The 24089-nt window shown below is 46.9% G+C and carries 31 protein-coding genes and 1 pseudogene; 29 read left to right on the top strand and 3 right to left on the bottom strand.

Going from position 1 to position 24089, the window contains the following annotated elements; translation table 11 throughout:
* The 23 genes and pseudogenes from H5T88_09855 (at nucleotide 1) to H5T88_09745 (ending at nucleotide 13258) form a co-directional block, all read left to right on the top strand.
* A complete protein-coding gene (locus tag H5T88_09855) occupies nucleotides 1–186 on the top strand; it encodes a type Z 30S ribosomal protein S14 (protein MBC7330645.1) in 186 nt (61 codons plus the stop codon).
* 11 nt (nucleotides 187–197) lie between these two features.
* Complete coding sequence (gene rpsH / locus H5T88_09850) at nucleotides 198–596, top strand: 30S ribosomal protein S8 (protein ID MBC7330644.1); 399 nt, start codon at nucleotides 198–200, stop codon at nucleotides 594–596.
* A gap of 11 nt (nucleotides 597–607) precedes the next feature.
* Complete coding sequence (gene rplF / locus H5T88_09845) at nucleotides 608–1174, top strand: 50S ribosomal protein L6 (protein MBC7330643.1); 567 nt, start codon at nucleotides 608–610, stop codon at nucleotides 1172–1174.
* 7 nt (nucleotides 1175–1181) lie between these two features.
* Entirely contained in the window at nucleotides 1182–1541 is a 360-nt protein-coding gene (locus tag H5T88_09840) for a 50S ribosomal protein L18 (GenBank protein ID MBC7330642.1), read from the top strand.
* Nucleotides 1538–2050, top strand: a pseudogene (gene rpsE / locus H5T88_09835) (30S ribosomal protein S5). The gene H5T88_09840 and the pseudogene rpsE overlap by 4 nt, the downstream one beginning before the upstream one ends.
* 40 nt (nucleotides 2051–2090) lie before the next feature.
* Nucleotides 2091–2294, top strand: coding sequence for a 50S ribosomal protein L30 (gene rpmD / locus H5T88_09830; protein ID MBC7330641.1), 204 nt, complete (start codon nucleotides 2091–2093; stop codon nucleotides 2292–2294).
* Entirely contained in the window at nucleotides 2281–2718 is a 438-nt protein-coding gene (gene rplO, locus H5T88_09825; protein MBC7330640.1) for a 50S ribosomal protein L15, read from the top strand. Before rpmD ends, rplO begins: the two co-directional genes overlap by 14 nt.
* Entirely contained in the window at nucleotides 2719–4014 is a 1296-nt protein-coding gene (gene secY, locus H5T88_09820; protein ID MBC7330639.1) for a preprotein translocase subunit SecY, read from the top strand.
* Nucleotides 4015–4030: 16 nt separating this feature from the next.
* Nucleotides 4031–4681 (top strand): adenylate kinase, encoded by a 651-nt coding sequence (locus H5T88_09815; protein MBC7330638.1) that lies wholly within the window; start codon nucleotides 4031–4033, stop codon nucleotides 4679–4681.
* On the top strand, nucleotides 4668–5423 hold the full coding sequence (map, locus tag H5T88_09810) for a type I methionyl aminopeptidase (protein ID MBC7330637.1): 756 nt from the start codon (nucleotides 4668–4670) through the stop codon (nucleotides 5421–5423). Before H5T88_09815 ends, map begins: the two co-directional genes overlap by 14 nt.
* 24 nt (nucleotides 5424–5447) lie before the next feature.
* On the top strand, nucleotides 5448–5642 hold the full coding sequence (gene infA, locus H5T88_09805) for a translation initiation factor IF-1 (GenBank protein MBC7330636.1): 195 nt from the start codon (nucleotides 5448–5450) through the stop codon (nucleotides 5640–5642).
* A 21-nt stretch (nucleotides 5643–5663) separates the two neighbouring features.
* Complete coding sequence (gene rpmJ / locus H5T88_09800) at nucleotides 5664–5780, top strand: 50S ribosomal protein L36 (GenBank protein ID MBC7330635.1); 117 nt, start codon at nucleotides 5664–5666, stop codon at nucleotides 5778–5780.
* Between the two features lie 6 nt (nucleotides 5781–5786).
* Nucleotides 5787–6152: a 30S ribosomal protein S13 gene (gene rpsM / locus H5T88_09795; protein MBC7330634.1), complete on the top strand. Its 366-nt coding sequence runs from the start codon at nucleotides 5787–5789 to the stop codon at nucleotides 6150–6152.
* A gap of 14 nt (nucleotides 6153–6166) precedes the next feature.
* On the top strand, nucleotides 6167–6550 hold the full coding sequence (rpsK, locus tag H5T88_09790) for a 30S ribosomal protein S11 (protein MBC7330633.1): 384 nt from the start codon (nucleotides 6167–6169) through the stop codon (nucleotides 6548–6550).
* Between the two features lie 12 nt (nucleotides 6551–6562).
* The gene (rpsD, locus tag H5T88_09785; protein MBC7330632.1) at nucleotides 6563–7189 is read left to right on the top strand and encodes a 30S ribosomal protein S4; all 627 of its coding nucleotides are present in this window, start codon (nucleotides 6563–6565) and stop codon (nucleotides 7187–7189) included.
* A 15-nt stretch (nucleotides 7190–7204) separates the two neighbouring features.
* Nucleotides 7205–8275 (top strand): DNA-directed RNA polymerase subunit alpha, encoded by a 1071-nt coding sequence (locus H5T88_09780; GenBank protein MBC7330631.1) that lies wholly within the window; start codon nucleotides 7205–7207, stop codon nucleotides 8273–8275.
* Complete coding sequence (rplQ, locus tag H5T88_09775) at nucleotides 8272–8625, top strand: 50S ribosomal protein L17 (GenBank protein MBC7330630.1); 354 nt, start codon at nucleotides 8272–8274, stop codon at nucleotides 8623–8625. The genes H5T88_09780 and rplQ overlap by 4 nt, the downstream gene beginning before the upstream one ends.
* Before the next feature lie 12 nt (nucleotides 8626–8637).
* On the top strand, nucleotides 8638–9369 hold the full coding sequence (gene truA / locus H5T88_09770) for a tRNA pseudouridine(38-40) synthase TruA (GenBank protein ID MBC7330629.1): 732 nt from the start codon (nucleotides 8638–8640) through the stop codon (nucleotides 9367–9369).
* A gap of 13 nt (nucleotides 9370–9382) precedes the next feature.
* Nucleotides 9383–9820, top strand: coding sequence for a 50S ribosomal protein L13 (gene rplM, locus H5T88_09765; protein ID MBC7330628.1), 438 nt, complete (start codon nucleotides 9383–9385; stop codon nucleotides 9818–9820).
* 7 nt (nucleotides 9821–9827) lie between these two features.
* Nucleotides 9828–10235: a 30S ribosomal protein S9 gene (gene rpsI / locus H5T88_09760; GenBank protein ID MBC7330627.1), complete on the top strand. Its 408-nt coding sequence runs from the start codon at nucleotides 9828–9830 to the stop codon at nucleotides 10233–10235.
* A 118-nt stretch (nucleotides 10236–10353) separates the two neighbouring features.
* On the top strand, nucleotides 10354–10971 hold the full coding sequence (locus H5T88_09755; protein ID MBC7330626.1) for a C40 family peptidase: 618 nt from the start codon (nucleotides 10354–10356) through the stop codon (nucleotides 10969–10971).
* Nucleotides 10972–11060: 89 nt separating this feature from the next.
* Nucleotides 11061–11834, top strand: coding sequence for a hypothetical protein (locus H5T88_09750; GenBank protein ID MBC7330625.1), 774 nt, complete (start codon nucleotides 11061–11063; stop codon nucleotides 11832–11834).
* A gap of 2 nt (nucleotides 11835–11836) precedes the next feature.
* Nucleotides 11837–13258: a Do family serine endopeptidase gene (locus H5T88_09745; protein ID MBC7330624.1), complete on the top strand. Its 1422-nt coding sequence runs from the start codon at nucleotides 11837–11839 to the stop codon at nucleotides 13256–13258.
* 48 nt (nucleotides 13259–13306) lie between these two features.
* Here the strand turns inward: H5T88_09745 and feoB are convergent, their stop codons facing one another.
* Both feoB and H5T88_09735 read right to left on the bottom strand, forming a co-directional pair.
* Nucleotides 13307–15235, bottom strand: a complete 1929-nt coding sequence (feoB, locus tag H5T88_09740; GenBank protein MBC7330623.1) for a ferrous iron transport protein B — start codon at nucleotides 15233–15235, stop codon at nucleotides 13307–13309.
* Nucleotides 15222–15464 (bottom strand): ferrous iron transport protein A, encoded by a 243-nt coding sequence (locus H5T88_09735; protein ID MBC7330622.1) that lies wholly within the window; start codon nucleotides 15462–15464, stop codon nucleotides 15222–15224. The genes feoB and H5T88_09735 overlap by 14 nt, the downstream gene beginning before the upstream one ends.
* 86 nt (nucleotides 15465–15550) lie before the next feature.
* Between H5T88_09735 and H5T88_09730 the strand changes: the two genes are divergently transcribed.
* From H5T88_09730 to prfB, 6 genes are all read left to right on the top strand, one after another.
* Nucleotides 15551–15715 carry a hypothetical protein gene (locus H5T88_09730; GenBank protein MBC7330621.1) on the top strand — a complete coding sequence of 55 codons (165 nt, stop codon included), beginning with the start codon at nucleotides 15551–15553 and terminating at the stop codon, nucleotides 15713–15715.
* 35 nt (nucleotides 15716–15750) lie between these two features.
* Entirely contained in the window at nucleotides 15751–16761 is a 1011-nt protein-coding gene (locus H5T88_09725; protein ID MBC7330620.1) for a Gfo/Idh/MocA family oxidoreductase, read from the top strand.
* Entirely contained in the window at nucleotides 16758–17741 is a 984-nt protein-coding gene (locus H5T88_09720) for a hypothetical protein (GenBank protein ID MBC7330619.1), read from the top strand. The genes H5T88_09725 and H5T88_09720 overlap by 4 nt, the downstream gene beginning before the upstream one ends.
* Nucleotides 17731–18414 carry an N-acetylmannosamine-6-phosphate 2-epimerase gene (locus H5T88_09715; GenBank protein MBC7330618.1) on the top strand — a complete coding sequence of 228 codons (684 nt, stop codon included), beginning with the start codon at nucleotides 17731–17733 and terminating at the stop codon, nucleotides 18412–18414. The genes H5T88_09720 and H5T88_09715 overlap by 11 nt, the downstream gene beginning before the upstream one ends.
* A 600-nt stretch (nucleotides 18415–19014) precedes the next feature.
* Nucleotides 19015–21969 carry a preprotein translocase subunit SecA gene (secA, locus tag H5T88_09710; protein ID MBC7330617.1) on the top strand — a complete coding sequence of 985 codons (2955 nt, stop codon included), beginning with the start codon at nucleotides 19015–19017 and terminating at the stop codon, nucleotides 21967–21969.
* A 1-nt stretch (nucleotide 21970) separates the two neighbouring features.
* Nucleotides 21971–23054, top strand: a protein-coding gene (gene prfB / locus H5T88_09705) for a peptide chain release factor 2 (GenBank protein ID MBC7330616.1) whose coding sequence is annotated in 2 segments (ribosomal slippage) — nucleotides 21971–22024 and nucleotides 22026–23054 — 1083 coding nt in all. Because the reading frame shifts where the segments join, the coding sequence is not laid out codon by codon here.
* Here the strand turns inward: prfB and H5T88_09700 are convergent.
* Nucleotides 23051–23998 carry a hypothetical protein gene (locus tag H5T88_09700; GenBank protein ID MBC7330615.1) on the bottom strand — a complete coding sequence of 316 codons (948 nt, stop codon included), beginning with the start codon at nucleotides 23996–23998 and terminating at the stop codon, nucleotides 23051–23053. The two genes, prfB and H5T88_09700, sit on opposite strands and share 4 nt — an antisense overlap.
* Nucleotides 23999–24089: the final 91 nt, after the last annotated feature.

Raw genomic sequence — 24089 nt, 5'->3', positions numbered from 1 at the left:
ATGGCAAGAAAGGTGAAAATTGAGAGAAGCAAGCTACCGCCTAAATTCAAAACGAGGCAGAGAAATCGTTGCTTTCGCTGCGGGAGACCGAGAGGATATATAAGGCAATTCGGTCTCTGCCGGATATGTTTTAGGGAGCTTGTTTATCAGGGGCAAATACCCGGCGTGGTGAAATCAAGTTGGTAAAGGAGGGAGCTATGGTTCTAACTGACCCTATTGCGGATATGCTCACTCGCATCAGGAACGCTCTTATGGCGGAGAAGGAGGAAGTTTCCGTTCCCGCCTCAAAAATCAAAATAGAGATAGCGAGGATATTGCGAAAAGAGGGGTACATCCACGATTTTCAGTTCATTGACGATGGTAAGCAGGGCATATTGCGCATCTTTTTGAAGTATACACCGGAAGGAGAGCCAGTGATAACCGGGCTGAAAAGGGTGAGCAAACCGGGAAGTAGAATCTATGTATCTAAGGATGAGATTCCCCGGGTCATGGATGGGTTGGGGATAGCCATTTTGTCTACCTCAAAAGGTGTCTTAACTGATAGGGAAGCTCGGCGTCTCGGCGTAGGCGGAGAGGTTCTATGCTATATATGGTGAGGTGATGAATGGTGTCGCACGTAGGTAAAAAGCCAATAGTTATACCAGAAAATGTAAAAGTGAAGTTAGAAGGGGACCAAATATATGCTGAAGGTCCTTTGGGGAAAAACAGCCTAACCCTTCATCCCCTTATAGATGTGGAGTTAGCCGACGGCAAAATATATGTGAAGCGAAGGGACGACAGGAAGGAAAGTCGTTCCCTACATGGTTTATATCGCACCCTCATTGCAAACCTGATAGAGGGGGTGGCTAAGGGATTTCAGAAGACTCTTGAGATAGTGGGTGTAGGTTATAGGGCGATGAAGCAAGGAGAGAACCTCGTTTTGAACATAGGTTTTTCCCATCCTGTAGTTGTTGAACCTAAGCCGGGCATAACCTTTGAGGTGACACAGGACCCTGATACGAGGCAAACCTTGATAATAGTAAAGGGAATTGATAAACAGGTTGTAGGCCAGCAGGCGGCGGAGATAAGGGCGATTAGACCCCCTGATGCATATCACGGGAAAGGCATAAGATATAGAGGCGAAGTTGTCCGTCTTAAACCTGGAAAAGCTGCGAAGGTAGGAGGTGCTCAATAAAGTTAAGATGCTGAGCAAAGTCGAAGCGAGAAAGAGAAGACATTTGAGAGTAAGGAAAAAGGTGTTTGGGACGAGCGAGAGACCGAGATTATCGGTATTTCGCTCCCTCAAACACATATATGCCCAGTTGATAAACGATGAAATAGGGCACACTTATTGTTCTGCTTCCTCGCTTGACCCCGAGATAAGGAAGATTGCAGAGGGGAAGAGCAAAACGGAGGTTGCAAAAGAGGTAGGACGCCTCCTTGCTAAGCGGGCATTGGAGTTGGGGATAGAGAAAGCTGCATTTGATAGGGGAGGTTACAAATATCACGGGAGAGTGCGCGCCTTAGCGGAGGGAGCAAGGGAAGGAGGATTGAAACTATGAGAGTAGTTACAAAACGTAAATTTGTTCCTACGGATGATACGCAGTTTGAGGAAAGGATAGTTCTGTTCAAAAGAGTATCAAGAACGCAAAAGGGAGGGCGTAGGCAGAGGATATTCGTTTTAGCAGTGGTTGGCGATAAGCAAGGGCATGTAGGGGCGAGCATTGGGAAGGCTCATGAGCTTCCCGATGCCCTTCGAAAGGCGGTTAATCAGGCGAAGAAGAATATGATAGAGGTCCCTCTCCTCGGCAATACAATTCCCCACTCCGTTATTGGGGAAATAGGGGCGACGAAGGTTCTGCTTAAGCCCGCTTCTCCTGGAACGGGAACTGTCGCGGGACGCGCGGTTAGGGCGGTGGTTGAATTAGCCGGGATAAAGGATATATTGAGCAAGTGTATAGGGTCTACTAATCCCGTCAATGTAGTTTGGGCTACTCTTAAGGCTTTGAGTTCCCTCCAAACTCCCGAGGAGGTAGCCCGCAAACGAGGAAAACAACCTCATCAGCTGCTACCATGGCTAAAAAAGATGGAGGTGGAAAAAGTTGAGAAAGATGTTTCTGCTGAAGTTGAAGAAGAGTCCTATAGGACACAAGTTCTGGAAGAAGAGAACCCTCCAAGCCTTGGGGTTGAGGAGGTTGAATCAGGAGATACTCAAGCCCTTCAATCCCCAAGTGGAGGGGATGATAGAGAAGGTGAAGGACCTTCTGGAAGTGAGGATAGTGGAAACTGAGGAGGTGCAAGATGCAGATACATAACATAAAAGTTGAGTATCCGAGAAAAAAGAAAAAGAGGGTGGGCAGGGGTATTGGTTCGGGTCACGGGAAAACCGCGGGAAGAGGCACTAAAGGGCAGAAGGCTCACGAGAGCGTAAGCCTCCACATGGAGGGTGGTCAAACTCCCCTTCATCTTCGTCTGCCGAAGCAGAAGGGTTTCAAAAATCCCTTCAAGAAGGAATGGCAGATAGTGAATATCAAGGACATAATGCGTTTGGGGGATGTCCAAGAAATCACTCCTCAGCTACTTTATGAAAGAGGATTGATAAAGGAAAAGGATGTCCCAGTGAAGGTATTGGGTGAAGGGGAAGTGAAAAGACCGCTTACCGTGAAGGCTCATGCTTTCAGCGCTTCTGCAAAGGAGAAGATAGAAAAGGCGGGAGGGAAGGCAGAGGTGATAGGTTAAATGTTGGAGACATTTGTTTCCGCTCTCCGTTATCCCGATTTGAGAAAGAGGATATTGTTTGTTTTAGGTATGTTTGCCCTTTATGTGGCTGGGCTCCATATCCCTCTTCCGGGCGTTAACAGACAAGCTCTTGAGGAGCTTTTTGCTCGGGGTGGAGGGCTTTTCTCCCTTGTTGACCTCTTCTCGGGGGGAGCGATGCGCAAATTTACCATCTTCGCAATGGGAATTTACCCCTATATCAATGCCTCAATTATAATGCAGTTGTTAACTATGGCTATTCCCAGCTTGGAGGAGTTAGCGAAGGAGGGTGGGGAGGAGGGAAGGAAAAAAATCGGACAATATACCCGATATCTAACTGTTTTCCTTTCCCTAATGCAAGCAACTGGTATGTGCATTGCCTTAGGGAGAGGACAGAACATACTTCATTTCACAACTTTTGATTACTTCCGCGCGATAATCGCCCTAACAGCAGCAACCTGCTTCCTCCTCTGGTTGGGAGAACTCATTACAGAAAAGGGAATAGGAAACGGTGTCTCTCTAATAATACTTTGTAATATAATGGTTAGAATGCCCTATGATGTTTACAATACCATCCAAGCTTTAAGGGCGGGCACAATCACATTCTTCAATGTCCTTCTTCTCGTTATCCTTTTCCTTGGGGTAGTTGCTTCTGTTGTAGCTGTGCAGAATGCCCAGCGTAAAATCCCCGTGCAGTATGCGAGGAAGGTGGTGGGAATAAGGGCATATTCGGGTGCCCAGACATATTTGCCGCTCCGACTTAACAACGCAGGCGTAATACCCATAATCTTCGCCATCGCAATTATCACTTTCCCTTCCACCATACTTCAGTTCTTTGGAGGTGCCACTCAGCAGAACTCCTGGGTGTATAAACTTCTATATTACTTTAGCCCAGGAATGAGCGTCGCAGCCTCCATAATCTACGCTATCTTGGTGATGTTATTTACCTATTTCTATACCGCCGTGGTCTTTAATCCCACGGATATCGCCGATAATTTGAAGAAAGCAGGGGGGTTCATTCCGGGCGTCCGCCCCGGGCAACCTACCAAGGAATATATAGATAGGGTCCTTTCAAGGGTTACATTCGTAGGAGCCTTGTTCTTAGCTGCGATTGCTTTATTGCAATATTATTATTCCAATATCACGGGAGTTCCCTCGACGGTTTTCACGATAGTAGGTGGGACTTCCATATTAATCCTTGTAGGTGTAGCAGTTGAGACCGTCCAGCAGCTGGAAGCCCAGATTGCTATGCGACGCTACGAAGGTTTCATAAAATAGAAGGGAGGAGAAGGGCTTGGTCATTTTGTTAGGAGCACCAGGAGCAGGAAAAGGAACACACGCAAAGAGGCTTTCCTCTTTGCTGGGCATTCCTCATATATCAACGGGAGATATCTTCAGGGAGGAAATGGAGAAGAACAGCGAGTTGGGGCAAGAGGTGAGAAGGTATGTTGAAAGCGGCGAGCTTGTTCCCGATGATGTTGTAAACTTGATAGTGAAGAATAGGCTTTCGCAGGATGATTGTAAGAAGGGGTTTATCCTTGATGGATATCCCCGCACACTACAGCAAGCGGAGACTTTAGAACAAATCTTAAAGGAGCTCTCTTTGCCCTTAAAGAAGGTTATAAATCTGGTGGTTAGCGAGGAGGAAATAATAAGGCGTCTTTCGGGAAGAAGGATATGTCGCAACTGTGGGGCGATCTTCCACATCATCAATATGCCGCCGAAGAAGGAGGGAATTTGCGATTACTGCGGTGGTGAATTATATCAAAGAGACGACGATAAACCGGAAGCGATACGCCATCGCTTGGCTGTTTATCATAGGCAAACGGAACCCCTCATTCGTTTTTATGAGGAAAAAGGGCTACTGGTGAATGTGAACTGCGAGGTTCCCCTTGAACAATCCGTGGATGAAATCGTCAAGATCTTACAGGATGATAGTGATTAAGAAAGAAGAGGAGATAAAGAAGATGGGGAAGGCGGGTGCGATTTTGGCCGAGGTTCTTGATGTTCTGGAAGCCAACGCCAAGCCTGGCGTCTCTACCGCGGAACTTGATTCCCTTGCCGAGGAGCTCATACGCTCTCGGGGAGCCAGACCCTCCTTCAAAGGTTTCAATGGGTTTCCCGCTTCCATTTGCGCCTCTCTTAATGACGAGGTTGTTCACGGGATTCCCTCCAAGAAGAAAATCTTGAGGGAAGGCGATTTATTAAAATTAGATGTAGGAGTGGAGTTTGAGGGGTATCATGCGGATGGGGCGCGCACGTTTATTGTGGGTGATGGAGAGGTTGATGAAATAGTGAAAGAATTGATTAATACCACTAGGGAAGCGTTGGAAAGGGGCATAAAGGCAGCGAGGAAGGGAGCGAGGCTGGGCGATATCGGATATGCCATTCAGAGTTATGTGGAGGGAAGAGGTTTCTCCGTTGTTAAGGTGTTGACCGGGCATGGCATCGGTCGGAGTCTTTGGGAGGACCCCCCTGTTCCCAACTACGGCAGTAAGGGGAAGGGGATAATTCTAAGGGAAGGTATGACATTGGCTATAGAGCCAATGGTGAATATTGGTGATGACAGGGTGTTCACAGCCGAAGATGGCTGGACGGTGAAGACCGTTGATGGTAGTCTTTCCGCCCATTTTGAGCATACAATTGCCATAATGGGCGATGGATGTTTGGTATTAACAAGGAGGTAAGAGGTGAAAAAGGAAACTATTGAAATGGAAGGCGTAGTCATAGAGGCCTTGCCGAATGCGGCTTTCCGTGTTAAACTTGATAATAATCTTATAATCACCGCACACGCATCTGGCAAGATGCGCCTTCACTACATAAAGATTCTGCCTGGCGATAAGGTTAAAGTAGAAGTTTCTCCTTATGACCTGACGCAGGGCAGGATACTTTATCGTTATAAATAAGAGAGAGGTGAAATTCAAAAGATGAAAGTGCGTCCCTCTGTGAAGAGGATATGTAATAAGTGCAAAATTATCAGGAGAAGGGGCAGAGTGATGGTCATCTGCTCCAACCCTAAGCATAAACAAAGACAAGGGAGGTGACCAGACTTGGCGAGGATAGCTGGAGTAGACTTGCCAAAGAACAAAAATATATGGATTGCCCTGACATATATTTATGGCATAGGGCGGACTTTGAGCAAGAAAATATTAGAGGAAGCGGGTATTGACCCGAATGTAAAGGTCAAGGACCTCATGGACGAGGAGGTAGCGAAACTCAATAACATAATTGAGAGCAAATATAAAGTGGAAGGTGATTTGCGAAGGGAGGTAGCGGCAAACATTCGTAGATTGATAGAGATAGGCTGTTATAGAGGTTTAAGGCATAAGGTAGGTTTGCCAGTGAGAGGGCAGAGGACCCGCACCAACGCCAGGACGAGAAAAGGACCTCGCGCCCGAATAGGGGCAAGGAAGTAAGGAGGTAGTGAGTTATGGCTAAAAAGAAAGCGAAAAAGAAAGAGAGAGGGTTAATTACCCACGCGATAGCTCATATTAAGGCTACCTTTAATAACACCATAATTTCAATAACGGATAAAGATGGCAATGTCCTCTGTTGGGATAGCGGCGGCACCGTTGGATTAAAGGGGACGAGAAAGGGCACTCCCTATGCAGCTCAACTGGCGGCAGATTCCGTGGCGAAAAAAGCTATGGAGATGGGCGTGCGAAAGGTGGATGTGTATGTAAAGGGGACAGGACAGGGAAGAGAGACGGCTATAAGAGCTCTTCAAGCGGCTGGCTTGGAAATCAACATCATCAAGGATGTTACCCCTGTTCCTCACAATGGATGCCGTCCACCAAAGAGAAGAAGAGTGTGAGGTGAAGATAAAGTGAGTTTATATACCGGTCCACGCTGTAGATTGTGTAGAAGGGAAGGGATGAAGCTCTTCCTTAAGGGAGATAGGTGCTATACACCCAAGTGTTCCTTGGAGAGAAGGAACTATCCTCCAGGAATGCATGGACAGACGCGTCCTCCCAAACTCAAGGATTACGGGCTGAGGTTTAGGGAGAAGCAAAAAGCCAAGAGGATGTATTGGCTGACGGAGACGCAGTTCAAGCGCTATTTTGAGATGGCGAGCAAGATGAAAGGGAGAGCAGGTGAAAACCTGTTGATGCTCCTTGAAAGAAGGTTAGATGCTGTTGTCTATAGATTAGGGTTTGCTTCCTCAAGAAAGCAAGCTCGCCAATTGGTAACTCATGGTCATATTCTCGTAAATGGAAGGGTGGTGGATATCCCAAGCTATCAGGTGGAAGTGGGTGATATCATAAAAGTTAAGCCTGATTCACCTGTTGTGGAGCGCGTTAAGGAGGAGGTAGCTAAGAGGGGGGGCAGGTGCCCAGATTGGTTGAAGTTGGATGAGGAGAACCTTGAAGGGCAGGTAGTGGGGTTGCCTGTTCCGGGGGAGATAGAGGTTCCCCTTAACGAGCAGTTGATAGTGGAGTTTTACTCCCGCTAAATGGAGGTGTTGTAAATGCTTCCTTCTACTACGAGGAAGGAAAAGGAAAAAACGAATCCAAGGATAGTGATTGCGAAGGAGAATGGAAGAGAAGGGAAATTTTTCATTTATCCCTTGGAAAAAGGAGTCGGACATACAATTGGCTCGGCTTTGAGGAGGGTTCTTCTTTCTCAAATCCCGGGAGCAGCCATAACCGAGGCGAGGATAGAAGGGGTCTATCACCCTCTTACTACCCTTCCCTATGTTAAGGAGGATGTTACATTAATCCTCCTCAATCTGAAAGAGGTAGCGATAAGGGTTAAGCGTCCCTTCTCAGGAGCGCTAATGATGAAGTTGGATGTGCAGGGAGAAGGGGAGGTTTTGGCTGCGGATATAAGACCACAACATCCGGAGATAGAGATAGCCAATCCCGAACAACACATAGCGACCCTTACGGAGCCAGAGGCAAGGTTAAATATAGATTTGAAGGTGGAGATGGGGAAAGGATTCCGTTTAGCTTATATGAGGGAAGCTAAATCTCAGGTGGGTTTTCTGCCATTGACCGCTATCTTCACGCCCATAAGAAGGGTCGCATATTATGTTAATAACTATTACTTCAAAGGTTGGGAGGATGAGGAAGAAGTAGGGCAAAGATATCTTGGTCAGCTCGTTATGGAGACATCTCTTCAAGAGAAGTTAGAGCTTGAGCGATTGACATTGGAGATTACAACAAATGGGGCTATTACTCCCTCGGAAGCTTTGCTCCAATCAGCGGCAATCCTCGCGAAGTATTTCCAGATAGCATCGCTTGTTGAGGAGAATGTAAATGAGCCTGTAGCTACGGCTCCCCAACCCAACGAGCCCGAGGACCCGGTTGATTTGGAGAAGGAAGAGCTCCTTGATACGCCCCTTGAGGAATTGGATTTGCCCAGCAGGGCTTATAACGCTCTTCGCAAAGAAGGAATCACAACTCTTAGGGAGCTTTGTAAATGTACGGAGAAGCAGCTCTTAGGGCTCAGAAATCTCGGAAGAAAGAGCCTTAATCAATTGAAGATAATGCTTGCCGAGATGGGCTTGTCTCTTGCTGATGAGGAGGGTAGAAAATGAAGCATAGAAAAGGTTATGGAAAACTCTCAAAACCTACCGACCAAAGACTTGCTCTCTTGCGCTCCTTGGCTAGGGAGGTTGTGAAGAGGGGAAAAATAGAGACAACCCTCCAGAGGGCTAAGGAGGCAAGGAGGGTTGTGGAGAAGCTCATAACCTTAGCGAAGGAAGATAGCTTATCTGCAAGGAGGAGAGCTTTCCGCATCCTCCAAGACGAGACTTTGGTCAAACGCCTATTTGAGGAAATCGCTCCCAAGATGCAGGATAGGGAAGGCGGTTATCTCAGGATAACGAGATTAGGGTATAGAAGAGGGGACCACGCCGAGATAGCCCTTCTCTCTCTCGTGGAATGATAGATTCTCTTTATGCGTAATATCGTTTTAGGGGTCAGCTACGATGGGACGGATTTCGCTGGTTTCCAAAAGCAGAAAAGTCTGCCCACTATTCAGGGCGAGATAGAGGAAAAGCTGGCGAATTGTTTGGGCGAGAGAGTAAGGGTCATAGCCGCTTCCCGGACAGACGCGGGAGTTCACGCCAAAGGACAGGTGATAAATTTCCTTACAAGCTCTCCTATACCAGTGGAGAAATTTCCTCGCATACTCAATGACCGCCTCCCATCTTCCATTAGGGTCATATGGTCAAAGGAGATGGATGCTTCTTTCCATTCTCGTTTTGACGCGAAAAGCAGAATATATAAATACTTTTTGATAAATAAAGCGGTTATTTCTCCTTTTCTCTCGCGTTATGCTCTGGTCATTCCTGAAGAGCTGGATTTGGAGCTTATGAGGAAAGCGGGAAAGATGTTGGAGGGAGTTCATAATTTCTCCGCTTTTACATCCGAGCGAACGAAAACGAGGAGGCATCTTATTCGTCTTGACATAAAGAAAAAACACGATATAATTATTTTTACCTTAGAAGCTAACGCTTTTCTAAAGGGAATGGTGCGTAATATCGTAGGGCTTCTCCTCCAAATAGGTAGGGGGAAATATTCCCCTTCTATTGTGGAGGAATGCTTGGAAGGAAAGAAAAGCGTGCTGAATCTCACTGTGGCTCCTCAAGGATTGTTCCTTTGGAAAGTAAAATATGATGAATTTTAAGGAGGAATACAGGATGCGAACATATCTACCAAAAAAAGAAGAGATAGAGAGAAAATGGTATCTAATTGATGCCCAGGGGCAAACCCTTGGGCGCCTAGCTGCTTTTATTGCCCGTCTTCTTATCGGTAAGCACAAGCCCTATTACACACCAAGCCTTGATGTGGGAGACAGGGTGATTGTGATAAATGCGGAAAAGATAAGGGTGACGGGAAAGAAATTGGATAAGAAAATTTATCGTTGGCATTCGGGTTACTTGGGTGGTCTTAAAGAAAAGAGTTTAAGAAAAATGTTAAACGAGAACCCCGAGAGGGTTCTCTATCTTGCCGTGCGGGGAATGCTTCCCAAAAATCGTTTAAGGGATAAACGATTGAAGGGGTTAAAGATATATCGGGGAAGCGAACATCCTCACGCGGCGCAGAATCCCGTGCCAATCACTATTGAGGGAGGTTAGATAAGAAATGGAGCAGAAACTTTTAATGGATTATTATGCGACAGGGCATAGAAAGACCGCTACTGCAAAGGTTTGGTTGATTCCCGGTGGCGAAGGGAAGATAATAATAAACGATAAACCTATGGAGGAATTCGTAGGGGGGAGGGAAGTATGGGGCAAAATGCTCCAACAGCCGCTCCTTCTCACCAATACACTGGACAAATATGGTGTAGTGGCAAAGACCGAAGGAGGTGGCATTTCCGCTCAGGTCCAGGCTGTTAGACACGGAATCGCCCGGGCTTTGCTCAAAGTAAATCCCTCTTTTAGGGGGGTGTTGAAGGATGCGGGGCTACTTACAAGGGACCCCAGAGTTAAGGAACGAAAGAAATACGGACGCCACAGGGCGAGACGTGGCTTCCAATACTCCAAGCGCTAAATTATCTTTTCTCCTCATCATCTTTCTCGCCTCCCTTGTATCTACCTCCCTGGGGGAGCGTTTAGTAATAACACTCACGCTCCCCCAGGAGGAGAAAAACAAGGAGGAGAAAATATGGGTGGTAAGCGTGGTTAGGGAAGGAGCCGAGGTCTTCGCTTCTCCATCTACTCGCTCTCGCCTTTACTATAAGTGCCCGAAGGATATGCTTCTCGCGGTGAAAGAGGAAAAAGAGGGATGGCTCGGGGTTATTATGATTGATGGTTCGTTGGGATGGATAAGAAAAAACGATACGAAAAGACTTCCCTATGTGAGCGATGTAATCCTTCATATCCCTGCAAATCTCAATAAATCCTCTAACACGAAAAACGATACGCTTGAGCAAAAGATTGTGAAAACAGCCTTGGGTTATTTGGGTGTTCCTTATAGATGGGGAGGGCTTTCCTCAAGGGGAATGGATTGCTCTGGGTTTGTGCAGAAGGTTTTTTCCTCCCATGGCATTGCCCTTCCTCGAACGGCGGAGGAACAATTCCGGGTGGGGAAAGCTGTTTCCCTTGACCAGCTACAAATAGCCGACCGCTTATATTTCGCGAGTAGAAATGGTAAGATTGACCACACGGGAATATACATCGGCAGCGGTTTATTCATCCACTCCGCTCGCTCAAGGGGTGGTGTGAGCATTGATAGCATAAATGACCCCAAATGGCGAAACATGTTTGTGGGAGCGAAAAGGCTTTAATTAAAACTTTTTTAATTTCTTTTGCGTCTATTATATTGAATGCCCATCCATTCCATTATCCTAAAGAGATAGTGGAAGTGAATAAAAAGATGCTGAGTAAAAGAAAAGATTTCACAATTTATCAAATTGATTTTCCCAGTCCCGTCAAAACGAGATGGGAGGAGAACAATAGAGTTTTCGTTTATCTTTACTCTCCTCCTAATCCTAAGGGGAAGGTGTTGGTTCTTCATACTTTGGGGACGAAGAACCTAAATTTAGAGGAGGAGATATGCAGAAGATTTGCCCAGATGGGCTATGAGGGAGCTGCCTTGGTTCTGCCCTATCACCTCCAGCGTCGCCCAGCTGGATTGAGCAAGGGTTGGGGATTCACTGCCAATCCATCTGTTATGCGCGAGACCTTAATCCAAAGCGTGGATGATGTGATGAGATTCTTGGATATTTGGTCTGAAGGTAAAGGCGTAGCGATAGTGGGGTTAAGTCTTGGTGCCATAATTGGGGCTTTAGTGATGGGAGTTGACAAGAGAATAGAGAAGGGGGTCTTCATAATGGGAGGTGGGAATTTGCCGCTTCTTATCAGGCATAGTCTCTTGCTCTCTCTAAAATCTTTTAAATGGTCAGAGGATGAGATTTCATCGCTTTTTGATGTGGACCCCCTAAAATATGCTCATCTCATCCCTCCCCGTTCTGTCCTCTTAATAAATGGTAGGCTTGATTTCGTCGTCCCTTACAATTGTTCTTATGCCCTCTGGGAGAGGATGGGGAAACCTCAAGCCGAATGGCTTTGGTGTGGTCATTATGGAATCTTGCTGATAAAGGACAAAATTTTGCGAAAGGTGCTAAAATTTATAAAGGAGGTGCATTGAATATGCGCTGGAGAATACCTCTTATAATTCTGCTCGCCATAATTACCGGCTTGCTTGTTATTCATCCAAATAGACTACAGAGCAAGCCGCAGGTGCCTTCCGGGGTTGAGGAGCTGGAAAAAGCCCTAGTTGAGATTGCCAAGAGGGTAGAACCCTCTGTTGTGAACATAAGCGCGGAGAAAACAGAGAAGGTTTCCGTGCCCTCTCCTTTTGAGGAATTTGAAAACGACCCCTTCTTCCGGCGCTTTTTCCGGGAGTTCCAATTCCCCTCTTTCCCCAGGGAGCAAGTTTTTAGAAGAAGGACCCTCGGCTCCGGCTTCATCGTCAGCGCTAATGGCTATGTTTTAACAAATGCCCATGTAGTGGAAGGATTTGATGAAGTGACGGTCATAACCCATAGCGGTGCATCATATAAAGGGAGGGTGGTAGGAAGGGATGATAGGAGCGACCTCGCCCTCGTTAAAATTGAAAATCCCGGCGAACCTCTCCAACCTGTCGTCTTGGGGACATCCTCAAACTTACAAGTTGGACAGATTGTCGCTGCCTTCGGTAACCCCTTTGGAGTGGGACAGAGCATGACCTTGGGCGTTATCTCCGCGCTTAACAGAAGCCAGGTCGTGGAGGAGAAGTCTTACCTCAATTTAATCCAAACGGATGCAGCTCTAAACCCCGGGAACAGTGGCGGACCCCTTGTGAATATAAAGGGCGAAGTAATAGGGATAAATGTAGCTATTGCCTCACCTGGTGCCTTCAATGTAGGCGTGGGCTTCGCGATACCTATTGATATAGCGAAGAAGCTTCTCCCCCAGCTTGAAAAGGGCAAAGTCACCCGTGGCTATTTGGGGGTGAGAATTCAAAGCGCCACTCCAGATATGAAGGCAATCTACGGAGCAGGAGAAGGAGCGTTAGTTGTGGAGGTTGTTCCCAATTCCCCAGCGGATAAAGCGGGGATAAAAGAGGGAGATATAATCATTCGGGTGGATAATAAGCCCATTCATACGGATGCCGATTTAGTTGAAACCATCGCCTTCACTTCCCCAGGCACGAGGGTAACCCTCACGGTTATTAGGGATAAGAAGGAAATGAGGATTCCCGTAACAATCGGTTCCGCCGAGGAAAGCCTTGAGGCTTCAGTTTCCTCTGAAAAAGAGGGTATAAGGGTGGAGAATATAACGCCTCAGCTAAGGGAAAGGTATCGCATCTCATCTGGTCTGGAGGGAGTAGTGGTGACAAGGGTAGGCGTAGAGAGTCCTTTCTATAGCGCGGGAATCAGGGAGGGCGATGTGATATATCGTATCAATGACGAAAAAGTGAGAAATGTCTCGGAATTCAACAACGCCATATCCAAGGCGAAGAAGATAGGGAGGGCTTACATCTGGTTTAGGCGTGGTTTCTCTAACTATGTGGTGACGGTTTACTTCTAATGTGGATTGAGATGGGTTTGAGGGGAGCCGTTAGGCTCCCCTCAAACCTTAAAAGCAAAAAGTTCCCAATAATCGGAGGAGGGAAGCTAAAAGCGTAGCAACGAATAGGGAAAGAAGGAAGGAATAGATAGTATATTTTGCCCCTATTTCCCGCCACATAACTGCAAGGAAGGAGACGCAGGGGACATAAAAGAGCACGAAAGTCGTGAAAACTAATATCTGTAGGTGGGATAAAACCGCTGTAATATTCGTTGTCCCTAAAACATTCGTCAAGAGTATAAGAGTGAGCTCCTTTCTTAATATACCGAAGAAAAGCGTTGTTCCCACGACTTTCGGTAAGCCCATAGCCCCAACAGTTAAGGGAGAAAGCAGGGCATTTATAAAATTATCTATTTTATAGAAACTCAACAGGCTCATAATCAAGCTGGCGAAAATTATCACGGGCCAAGCAAATACGATGAATTCGTAGAGGCGAAACCAGGTCTTCTTTCCGATGTAGCGAAGTGGTGGCATCTTATATGTCGGTATATCCATAATGAATGCTTCAAGAGAGCCAGGAAACATCCCTCGTAGTAATTTCCCCAAGAGAGCCACGACGAGCAAATTGAAGAAATAAAGGGCGAAAGCGAAGGGAGCACCCAAGTAGGCGCCAACTAAAGCCAAAATAACTACGGAGCGTGCGGAGCAGGGGATGAACGAGACGAGTAGGCTCGTGATTAACCTGTCTATGGGGGAATCAAGGATGCGTGTTGCAACGAGAGCAGGGACATTACAGCCATAACCCAGAACGAAGGGGATAACGGATTTTCCATGAAGCCCGATGCGGTGGAAGAGACCGTCAAGGAGGAAGGCTACGCGAGGGAGATAACCCACATCCTCAAGAAGGGAAATGAAGAAGAGAAGGGGAACGAGATATGGTAGGACTATCCCAATACCTCCCGCAATTCCTTCAATCAATCCTTGAAGGAGGGAGAATAAGAGAGAGCGTTGGCTCAGCGGTTTAAGTATTTCCGTCAAACCATCAAATGGGAGAAGCACATAACTACCTATTAAGTTGCCGAGCCTGAAAACGAGGAGGAAGACAATTCCCAGGACAAGGAGAAGGAAGAAATAGCCCGCTATCGGATGCATTACATAGCGGTCCAATATATCATCTATGCGTTCCCTCGGTGGATGAACGACCTTACAAGTCTGCTCAAATATATTTAAGGATAGAGCGTGTCTTTCAGATGAAAGGACAAAGCCGAAGGGAGCTCCATGTGCTCGTTCAATTTCCTCTGCTTTTTCCTTTACCACCTTCAATATCGCTTCCCCATCCTTTAATCTATTTATTTCCTCAATATATTCCTCTTCTCCTTCAAGGAGGCGAATGGCGAGGAAGCGAGCGGGAAGGGAAAGCTTTTCAAGGACATCTTTGGGAAGGATTTTCTGAACCGCAAGGATTGCGTCCTCAACATCCTTATGAAAACTCGGCGTTATCCCTTTTCTTGCTTTATGAAATGCTGCTGACATCAACTCTACTATTCCCATCCCCCTTACAGCTACCGTGGATACAACGGGCACGCCCAAGACCTCCGATAACTTCTCCTCATTTATCAAAATTCCCTTTCTTCTTGCTTCATCCACCATATTGAGGCAGAGGACAAGTGGTCTTTCCAATTCCAATAGCTGGAGGGTTAGTTCCAGGGAGCGAGGTAAAACGGAGGCGTCAACGACATTTATGATAACATCAACGTCTTCCTTTAAAAGGAAATCCCTGGTTACTTTCTCCGCTATATCCGAATAGGAAAGGGAATAGATTCCCGGAAGGTCTATAAGCTCTACTTCCCTCCCCAAGAAACGGGTTTTGCTAATCGTGTAGCCGACAGTTGTGCCAGGGAAGTTCCCCGAGAGGGTCTTGAACCCAGCAAGGTTATTGAAGAGAGTGCTCTTTCCGCTGTTCAGCTGCCCAACTAAGGCAATTCTAAGGGGTTTCATCTACCAATTCCACTATCATCCTTCTCGCCATTCCTCTGCCGATGGCGATTTTCGCTCCCGTCGGTATGTGTTCAATGAGGATTGGTCCTCTAAAGGGCGCTGATTCTAAAACCCTTAACAGGTCTCCTTGAAATATCCCCAGGCGGGAAAGGTTGAGGAAAACGCCTCTCCCACCTTCAACCAAGGACAATCTGACAAGTTTGCCAGCCGGAACATCTGAAAGCTTCATGTCTTTCTCCTTTTCGCAAGTATAAAATTATAAACCCCAAATATGCTAAAAACAACTTTTTTAAATTTAATAGGGGAATTCGGGGAATGATTTTAAGAAAAAGAATGGTTTCTCTCCCTCCCCAGAATGACAGAAAAGTCGCTCCCTATAATCTTGCCCCCTGCTGTCAATGCGTGCCCGCCGAAGGCGGGCTCGCAATACCTAAACGAAATAAAAGGGCAAATTGGTTTCGCTTTATTCCCTTAACCTAAATATGTAAAATTCTTTATAAAGAAAGGAGGATTTTATGAGCGAGAAAGCCCCTAAAAATCTCTTAAAAATCGGTGTCGTTGGCATGGGAGTTATGGGATGGCAATACTGCGAAGTCCTCCGCTCCCTACCCCAAGCCTCCCTCCAATGGATATGCGATATAGATACTGAAAGGCTTGAAAAATCAGCTTGCCATTTCAAAGTGAAAGGCTATAAGGATTTCAAGGAGGCTCCCGTTGAGGAAATAGACGCAGTTATCATTGCCACTCCCGATAACTATCACCTTGAGCCAACACTCTATTTCGCCAAAAACAAAAAGCATATCCTCGTAGAAAAGCCCTTAGCCACAAGCGTTGAGGATGGCATTGAGATGGTGAAAGCTTGCAAGGAAGCGGACATAAAGCTAATGGTTGGACATATCCTCCGCTTCGACCCTCGCTACGCCCTCGTCAAAGAAAGGATAGAGAAAAAAGAGATAGGAGATATAGTTCATTTCTATGCGAGAAGGAACAATTTGCTTTCCAATGCGATAAGAATAAAAGGAAGGACATCGCCTATCTTCTTCCTCGCCGTCCACGATATTGATATCCTCTGTTGGCTGAAGAAATCCCCGCCAAAATGGGTTTACGCCACCGCCAATAGCAAGCTCCTCCGTTTCCTGAACACATTTGATACCGCTTTCATCCTCCTTGAATGGGAGGATGGAACGATAGCTTGTGTTGAGACATCCTGGGTATTGCCCGATTATTCGCCGAGCGGTCTGGACTCCCAATTGGAGGTCGTGGGAAGCGAAGGTGCCATTTATCTGAGGATTGATAATCAAAATCTACGAATTTACAAAGAGAAAAGCGAATTTCCCGATACATTCTATCATTTCCTTCTCCATAACGAACCATTCGGCATTTTGAGAGCGGAGGTTGAGCATTTCATTGATTGCGTCATCGGCGACAACCCTCCATTAATTGATGGCGAGGAGGCACTTATCGCGGTTAGGATAGCGGAGGCGGCGCACAAATCTATTGATTTAAAGGAGAGGATAGAGATATGAGGCTCTATCTTGGAATAGACGGAGGGCAGACCAAGACCGTTGCGGTCATAGGGAATGAGGATGGGGAGGTTTTAGGCTGGGGCAAGGGTGGACCTTCAAATCACATCAGGGAAAAGGGCGGGAAGAAGAGGTTCAAAGAGGCTCTGCTTGTTTCAATAAGTGAGGCAATTAAGGATGGAGGATTGAAGGAAGCTGTTTTCCAATCCGCTTATCTTGGCATCTCGGGAGCTTGCGACGAGATGCTCAAGATAGCGAAGAGAGTCATAAAAGCCGAACAAATTTTCCTTGAAGGGGATGCTCTCCTCGCCCTTGCCTCCTGCACTCTCGGTAATGAAGGAGTTGTGATAATCGCCGGCGGTGGTTCTGTCGCTTTTGGGATTAATAAAAATGGGCAAATAGCTTCAGCGGGCGGTTGGGGATATTTCATGGGCGATGAGGGAAGCGCCTTCTGGATAGCTAAGGAAGGGATAAACAGGGCAACTAAAGCTGTTGATGGAAGGGGAAAACAAACCTCCATCCTTTCTAATCTCCTCTTACATTTCAACATCCCTGACCTTCAAGCGCTTCATAGATTGATTTATTCGGGGAAAATCTCCCGTCCCGAGATAGCGGGAGCGGCGGAGGCTGTTTTGAAATCGGCTAAGGAAGGGGATGAAATCGCTTTAGAGATATGCAAAAGGGCGGGGGAGGAATTGGCGGAAGCCTGTATAGCTGTTTTGCGAAAGCTCTCTATGGAAAATAAAGAGGTCACAGTAGGATTGTTTGGGGGAGTTTTCTCCGCTGGTGAGGTGATAATAGAGCCTTTGAGGGAGAGATTGTTGAGAGATGCGCCCAAAGCGAGGCTCGTTTTCCCCGTTCTTCCTCCGGAGGGAACTGCTTTCCTCTTGGCTCTCAAAAAGAGCGGAAGGGAGATAACGCCGGAAGTGGTTGAGAGAATCAAAAATTCCCTTAAGGAAAGGAGGGAAAAATTTGGCGGATGATAAGATATTAAGATTGAAGGGGGGATTGATTGTTTCCTGTCAAGCTGATAAGAATAGTCCCCTTTATGGACCGCAATATATGAGCGCTATGGCGAAGGCGGCTAAAATGGGTGGAGCGATTGGGATAAGGGCAAATGGACCGGAGGATATAAAAGCGATTAGGGAGGCGGTTGATTTAGTGATAATAGGGATATACAAGATTCAAGTGGAGGGCTATCCAGTTTATATAACTCCCACATTTGAATCTGCTCGGGCTGTGGCGGAGGCGGGAGCGGATATAATCGCCTGTGATGCTACCCTCAGGGAGCGTCCCGTTCCCTTTAGGGATTTGGCGAAGATGATACACGAGGAGCTGGGATTGAAAGTGATGGCTGATATATCAACGAGGGAGGAAGGGTTGAGCGCGGTTGAGGATGGCGCCGATTTGATAGCGACGACCCTTTCTGGCTATACGCCATATTCTCCGAGGAGGAAGGGACCGGATATTAAACTGATAAGGGAATTGGCGAGGGAGGTTGATTTGCCGATAATAGGGGAGGGGCGATTCAAATATCCTTGGCAGGTGAGGAGGGCAATAAGAGAGGGGGCTTATGCTGTCGTAGTGGGTAACGCCATAACGAATCCAATCTCAATAACGAGATGGTTTTGCGAATATCTTGAAATTTACAAATAGAAGTCATAAAGGGTAATTGCGGATTGGTATGTGGATAAACCCGTAGAGGCGGTGGAATGGTCTAATTACAAGGAGAGCGACGCTGGTAAAGAATTATAGAAAAAATTTTTCAGGAGTGATAAACAAATCCCCAAAATTAGCGCCTGGACAGGGGATATATAGGAGGAACTTGATAAAAATAAGGATTGCTATCTCAAAAATGTAGCGGTAAGGGTTTTGAAAAAATTATTCAATGAGCGACATTATTTACACCTTATCGCGCTCGGAAGGCAGACGAAGAGGGGGTAACGAATTCCGATAAAGATAACATGGTTTTACACGCTCTAAGCAACTACCTGCTGATAAAAATCGGAAAAAGAGGATAGAGGTTGGTAGTAAAGGTTATGTTGGAGCGAGAGGGGACGTGGTAATGCTTATCCCAAATCCCTTCAACGGAGAGAATTCCTTTTTTAATCTTGCTTTATTTTTTATCAGCATTGGGCGTATTCATTATCATACCATCCATATAATAAGGACCGGGAGATAGCGGTTTTTCTCAGAGGTTCGGGAGGGCTCTTTATTATTGACAATTCCGTCATCTTGCGTTAGAATTTTCTTAGAATGCTGAAGTTTTTATTTGATTCAAACGAAAGAGAGATTCGTAAGTTAAGACCTTTGGTGGAGAAGATTAATTCCCTTGAGCCAAAGGTCGCATCTCTATCTGATGCTCAATTAAGGGCTAAAACTGATGAGTTCAGGGAGAGGTTAGCGAAGGGGGAAACGCTTGATGATATCCTTCCAGAGGCATACGCCGTCGTGCGCGAAGCGGCGAAGAGGACCATTGGACTGCGTCCCTTTGATGTTCAGCTTATGGGAGCTATAGTCCTGCATCAGGGAAGAATCGCCGAGATGAAGACGGGCGAGGGTAAAACGCTCGTCGCCACCCTCCCCGCATACCTCAACGCCCTTGAAGGGAAAGGCGTCCACATCGTTACCGTTAACGACTACCTCGCTAAGCGTGACACCCAGTGGATGGGTCCAATTTATCATTTCCTCGGGCTGTCCGTTGGATGCATTCAGCACGAAGCTGCCTTCGTCTTCGACCCCACCTATCCCCAAGAAGAGGAGAGGCTGAAAAACCTTCGTCCCGCTTCAAAGAGGGAAGCCTATGCCTGTGATATAACTTATGCCACTAACTCCGAGCTCGGCTTTGATTATCTGCGAGATAATCTCGTGACTTCCATTGATGAAATCGTTCTCCTCTGGAGGGAATTGAATTATGCCATAATTGACGAGGTGGATTGCATCCTCATAGATGAGGCAAGAACTCCCCACATCATAGCAGGACCGATTGAGGAAGATACCACCCTTTATTATAGAGTAGATAGGGCAGTTGCAGGACTGAGGGAGGGTAGGGATTTCACAATAGATGAGAAGGCTAAAAACGCTATGTTGACAGAGGAAGGGGTAAAAAGAGTAGAGGCGGCGTTGGGGATTTCCAATTTGAGCGATATTGAGAATGTGGAGATAATGAGGGCGGTAAACGCCGCTTTGAGGGCGCGTTTCTGTTATAAAAGGGATGTTGATTATGTAGTAAAGGATGGAGAGGTTGTAATAGTAGATGAGTTCACGGGACGTTTGATGTTCGGGCGAAGATACTCCGATGGTTTGCATCAGGCGATAGAAGCTAAGGAGAGGGTGAGGGTTCAGCAGGAGAGCCAGACAATAGCTGTAACTTCATTCCAGAACCTCTTTCGCCTCTATAAGAAGCTGGCGGGAATGACGGGAACAGCGAAGACAGAGGAGGCGGAGTTCAGGAAGATTTACGGCTTGGATGTCGTCGTTATTCCCACTCATAAGCCTATGATAAGGCAGGACCTTCCTGATAGGGTCTACAAGACGCAGGAAGCCAAGTATAGGGGGATAGTGGAGGAGATAGTGCAGAGGCATCATAAGGGGCAACCTCTCCTCGTGGGAACTCGCTCCATTGAGGTATCGGAGAAGCTCTCCGCACGTCTTTCCCCCATAAGCTTGCAGATGCTTGCCCTCGCAAAAATACTTCTTAACGAAGTGAAATTGAGAAGGGGCAAGGATAAGAACGACCCCAAATTGGATGAATTTTGGAAAACTCTCCTCACTCCTTTGGAACAGCTATCTCTTGCCAAGTTGCAATCTATTGCTAAACAGCTCCAGGTGAACCCCGACCCATTGTCTGAGGAGAACCTCCGTAGGTTTGCTGAGTTGATAGAAATAGAAAACAAGGAGAACATAGAGAAGTTGAGGGATATTCTTAAGAACGGGATAGCCCATCAGGTTCTCAACGCGAAGTATCACGAGAAAGAGGCGGCGATTATCGCCCAAGCGGGAAGATATGGGATGGTAACGATAGCGACGAATATGGCAGGTAGAGGAGTGGACATCCTCCTGGGAGGTAATCCTGAGGGACTCGCCCATTTATTCCTACAGGAGAAGGGGATAAATCCCGCCACTGCCTCCCCTGAGGAATACGAAGAAGCGCTGAGAAAGGCGAGGGAGATTTGCGAGAGGGAAAGGGAGCTCGTTCTGGCAGCTGGCGGTCTTCATATCATTGGAACTGAAAGGCACGAATCTCGTAGAATAGATAACCAGCTTAGGGGTAGGTCTGGTAGGCAGGGGGACCCAGGTTCTTCTCGCTTTTATGTTTCCCTTGAGGATGAACTCTGGCGTCTCTTCGGAGAAAAGGGAGGCTTTCTCCTTTCGGGTTGGCCCGATGATGAGCCGATTGAATCCCCCTTGTTAACGAAGGCACTTGAGAGGGCGCAGAAGAGGGTGGAGGGCTGGCACTTCAGCATAAGGAAACAGCTCCTTGAATACGATGATGTGATGAACATACAGAGAGAGGTGATTTACAGGGAGAGGCGGAAGATTTTGGAAGGGGTGGATATGCGCTCCAATATCACCGAGTTTATGAAAAATGTCGTTGATAGATATGTAGAATCGCATTGTCCCAAGGGAGTAAACGAGGAGGATTGGGATATAAAGGGATTATATGAATCGCTCTCCTACATCTTTCCCCTCCCGCTATACCTTGAGGAGAAAGACCTCAAGGGCAAGAGGAAAGAAGAGCTTAAATCTCTCCTTTACGAAGCAATGCTGAAGGCTTACGAGGAGAAGGAATCTCATGTGGGTGGGGAAACGATGAGAGAAGTGGAGCGCCTCATAATGCTCCGGGTTATAGACTCGCAGTGGATGGAACATCTGAACGCTATGGAATATTTAAAGGAAGGAATAGGGCTTCGTGCCTACGCCCAGACCGACCCATTGGTTGCTTACAAGACGGAGGCTTTCGCCATGTTTCAGGAATTGATGCATAGGATAGAAGAGGGGACGGTTAAGTATCTCTTCTGGGTGCAGATAAGTGGGGAACCCCAAAGGAGAGCGGTTCCCGTGAGGAGTTCGCCAGAGGTAGCGAGGCAAAGTTCCCAGCGGGTGAAGAAGAAAGTGGGGAGGAATGACCCCTGTCCCTGCGGAAGCGGTAAGAAATACAAGAAGTGTTGCATGCTAAAAGATATGATGAAGGAGAGGCAAAGGGCTTAAGATGGCTTTGAGAGAGGATGTTGAAGCTTTAATTGAGAAGGTAAAAGAATTGGGTGATTCCCTTTGACCTGGAGGGGAAGAAGAGGAGGATAGAGGAGCTAAAGGGGGAGATAAGCGACCCATCTTTTTGGCAGAAGCCTGAAGCGAAAGAGAAGGTAGCTTTGCTTTCCCGTCTGGAAGAGGAAGTGGAGAGGATAGAGGGGGTGAAGAGGGAGTGTGAGGAGTTATTGGAGCTTGTCTCCTTAGCGGAGGAAGACCCATCTCTTGAGGGAGAGCTCGTTGGTGAGGTGGAGGGCTTGAAACGAAAGGTTGAGGAGTTGGAGCTTTCCACATTATTCACTGACCCATTGGATGAAAGGAACGCGATTTTGACATTGAAGGCGGGTGCGGGAGGAACGGAGGCTTGTGATTGGGTTGAGATTCTCCTGAGGATGTATACTATGTGGGCGGATAAGAAAGGATACAAGTGGGAAATGCTTGACAGGACACCTGGGGAGGTTGTGGGGAGCAGGACAGTGACAATCTCAGTTGTGGGACCTTATGCCTATGGTTATTTAAAGGCGGAAAGAGGGGTTCACAGGCTCGTGAGGATTTCCCCTTTTGATGCGAATAGGAGGCGCCATACGACATTTGCCCTTGTGGATGTGATTCCCGAGATGCCGGAAAGCGAGATAGTGATAAACGAGGAGGATTTGGAGATTGAGACATTCAGGGCTTCCGCGCCCGGCGGTCAGCATATGCAGAAAAACGAAACAGCTGTGCGCATTCGCCACATCCCAACTGGAATAGTTGTTTCCTGTCAGAGCGAACGGTCGCAATATCAAAACAAGCTCTCCGCTCTGAAGATATTGAGGGCGAGGTTGGCGGAGCTGGAGAGAAAGAAGAGGGAGGAGGCAATAAAAGAGATAAGGGGCGAGAAGCAGGAGATAGCCTGGGGGAGCCAGATTCGCTCCTATGTCCTTTATCCCTACACGCTCATCAAGGACCATCGCACAGGGGTTGAGAGAAGGGATGTTCAGGAGGTCCTTGATGGAGACCTTGATGATTTCATCTACGCTTTTTTGAAGCAATCAAGAAACTCTTAGGTTTCCCTCAACTCCGTTAGGTGCCAGGACCCATCAAAGAACTTTGCTTCGTAAGAAGCGAAGAAGATTTCGTTTGGGGAAAGCCAGCAAACCGCCTTTAATTTAGCCCTATCTTCTTTGTATTCCTGCACCACCAGAAAGAGGAGAGCTCCGTTCTTCGTTCCCACTATCCTTCCCTTTTCATCAATGAGGAACTTCTCCCCATCGTCTTTAACCTCTGCGAAGCTGAAGACGTTTGGACACTGGGTTTCCTTTTTCAGCTGGTTCAATACCGCCTGCTTTCCTTCATCGCTCAGCCCATCCAAGCTCGTTAGGTCAACGGCAATGAACTTGTTTCCCGCTTTCGCCTCTTTATAAATTCTCTTCAGAACCTCGGCGTATAGACTCGCCCTCCTTTTCTCCGCTTCCTTCTTCAGAGGTGTGCCATCGTAGGGGCAGAATGTCCAATTTGGTTCCATCTCTCTCTTGCAGGTTGGGCAGATGACCTTCCCCTCAAGTTTTTCCACCTTTTCCTTCAGCTTCTCCACTTCTTTTTTCGTTTCCTTAACCTCGTCTTTCGCATTCAGGAGTTCCTTTAGGAGGAAAAGGTCAAGGTAGTCGGGAGCGGGCTGATACACAACGGTTGGTGGATAGGCAATGGGTGGGTAATAAAAAGGAACAGGGGTATATATGACCACGGAGCGGTATCCCAAGCGGGGGCGAGGATAGGGGCATGGGCGGTAGATATTCATGTGGAAGTATACGAAGTGCCCATCTACTTTGCTTGTTGCGTAAGGGACGAGGGACGGAGGAGTATAAGTTTTTGAGAAATTCGGATTCTTCACTTTATCTATGGACTGGTCCAATTTGTTGAGCAGTCCTTCTATTGTATAGGGAATATCGGTAGGGAAGGAAAAAGCCACGAGAGAGAAAAGGACAAGGAAAGGCATCAATTTCCTAACCATGAAACTCACCTCCTTTCAATTTTCAATTATAATAGAATATTTTTAATAGGGAAAAGTTACATAGCTTTACAATTTCGTTGAGATTTACCCA

This window comes from bacterium (assembly GCA_014360495.1).
GTDB lineage: Bacteria > Armatimonadota > JACIXR01 > JACIXR01 > JACIXR01 > JACIXR01.
Note: the sequence above shows the minus strand (reverse complement) of the source record. Positions and strands in the feature narration are given on the sequence as shown.

What these genes read in the sequence shown, in the direction of transcription:
- H5T88_09855 (MBC7330645.1), top strand. Translation starts at nt 1, where the DNA reads ATGGCAAGAAAGGTGAAAATTGAGAGAAGCAAGCTACCGCCTAAATTC.
- rpmJ (MBC7330635.1), top strand. Translation starts at nt 5,664, where the DNA reads ATGAAAGTGCGTCCCTCTGTGAAGAGGATATGTAATAAGTGCAAAATT.
- secA (MBC7330617.1), top strand. Translation starts at nt 19,015, where the DNA reads ATGCTGAAGTTTTTATTTGATTCAAACGAAAGAGAGATTCGTAAGTTA.
- rpsH (MBC7330644.1), top strand. Translation starts at nt 198, where the DNA reads ATGGTTCTAACTGACCCTATTGCGGATATGCTCACTCGCATCAGGAAC.
- H5T88_09725 (MBC7330620.1), top strand. Translation starts at nt 15,751, where the DNA reads ATGAGCGAGAAAGCCCCTAAAAATCTCTTAAAAATCGGTGTCGTTGGC.
- H5T88_09840 (MBC7330642.1), top strand. Translation starts at nt 1,182, where the DNA reads ATGCTGAGCAAAGTCGAAGCGAGAAAGAGAAGACATTTGAGAGTAAGG.
- H5T88_09735 (MBC7330622.1), bottom strand. Translation starts at nt 15,464, where the DNA reads ATGAAGCTTTCAGATGTTCCGGCTGGCAAACTTGTCAGATTGTCCTTG.
- H5T88_09700 (MBC7330615.1), bottom strand. Translation starts at nt 23,998, where the DNA reads ATGGTTAGGAAATTGATGCCTTTCCTTGTCCTTTTCTCTCTCGTGGCT.
- H5T88_09750 (MBC7330625.1), top strand. Translation starts at nt 11,061, where the DNA reads ATGCTGAGTAAAAGAAAAGATTTCACAATTTATCAAATTGATTTTCCC.
- H5T88_09720 (MBC7330619.1), top strand. Translation starts at nt 16,758, where the DNA reads ATGAGGCTCTATCTTGGAATAGACGGAGGGCAGACCAAGACCGTTGCG.
- rplQ (MBC7330630.1), top strand. Translation starts at nt 8,272, where the DNA reads ATGAAGCATAGAAAAGGTTATGGAAAACTCTCAAAACCTACCGACCAA.
- feoB (MBC7330623.1), bottom strand. Translation starts at nt 15,235, where the DNA reads ATGAAACCCCTTAGAATTGCCTTAGTTGGGCAGCTGAACAGCGGAAAG.
- map (MBC7330637.1), top strand. Translation starts at nt 4,668, where the DNA reads ATGATAGTGATTAAGAAAGAAGAGGAGATAAAGAAGATGGGGAAGGCG.
- rpmD (MBC7330641.1), top strand. Translation starts at nt 2,091, where the DNA reads ATGTTTCTGCTGAAGTTGAAGAAGAGTCCTATAGGACACAAGTTCTGG.
- secY (MBC7330639.1), top strand. Translation starts at nt 2,719, where the DNA reads ATGTTGGAGACATTTGTTTCCGCTCTCCGTTATCCCGATTTGAGAAAG.
- rpsI (MBC7330627.1), top strand. Translation starts at nt 9,828, where the DNA reads ATGGAGCAGAAACTTTTAATGGATTATTATGCGACAGGGCATAGAAAG.
- H5T88_09745 (MBC7330624.1), top strand. Translation starts at nt 11,837, where the DNA reads ATGCGCTGGAGAATACCTCTTATAATTCTGCTCGCCATAATTACCGGC.
- H5T88_09780 (MBC7330631.1), top strand. Translation starts at nt 7,205, where the DNA reads ATGCTTCCTTCTACTACGAGGAAGGAAAAGGAAAAAACGAATCCAAGG.
- rplO (MBC7330640.1), top strand. Translation starts at nt 2,281, where the DNA reads ATGCAGATACATAACATAAAAGTTGAGTATCCGAGAAAAAAGAAAAAG.
- infA (MBC7330636.1), top strand. Translation starts at nt 5,448, where the DNA reads ATGGAAGGCGTAGTCATAGAGGCCTTGCCGAATGCGGCTTTCCGTGTT.
- truA (MBC7330629.1), top strand. Translation starts at nt 8,638, where the DNA reads ATGCGTAATATCGTTTTAGGGGTCAGCTACGATGGGACGGATTTCGCT.
- rpsK (MBC7330633.1), top strand. Translation starts at nt 6,167, where the DNA reads ATGGCTAAAAAGAAAGCGAAAAAGAAAGAGAGAGGGTTAATTACCCAC.
- rplM (MBC7330628.1), top strand. Translation starts at nt 9,383, where the DNA reads ATGCGAACATATCTACCAAAAAAAGAAGAGATAGAGAGAAAATGGTAT.
- H5T88_09730 (MBC7330621.1), top strand. Translation starts at nt 15,551, where the DNA reads ATGATTTTAAGAAAAAGAATGGTTTCTCTCCCTCCCCAGAATGACAGA.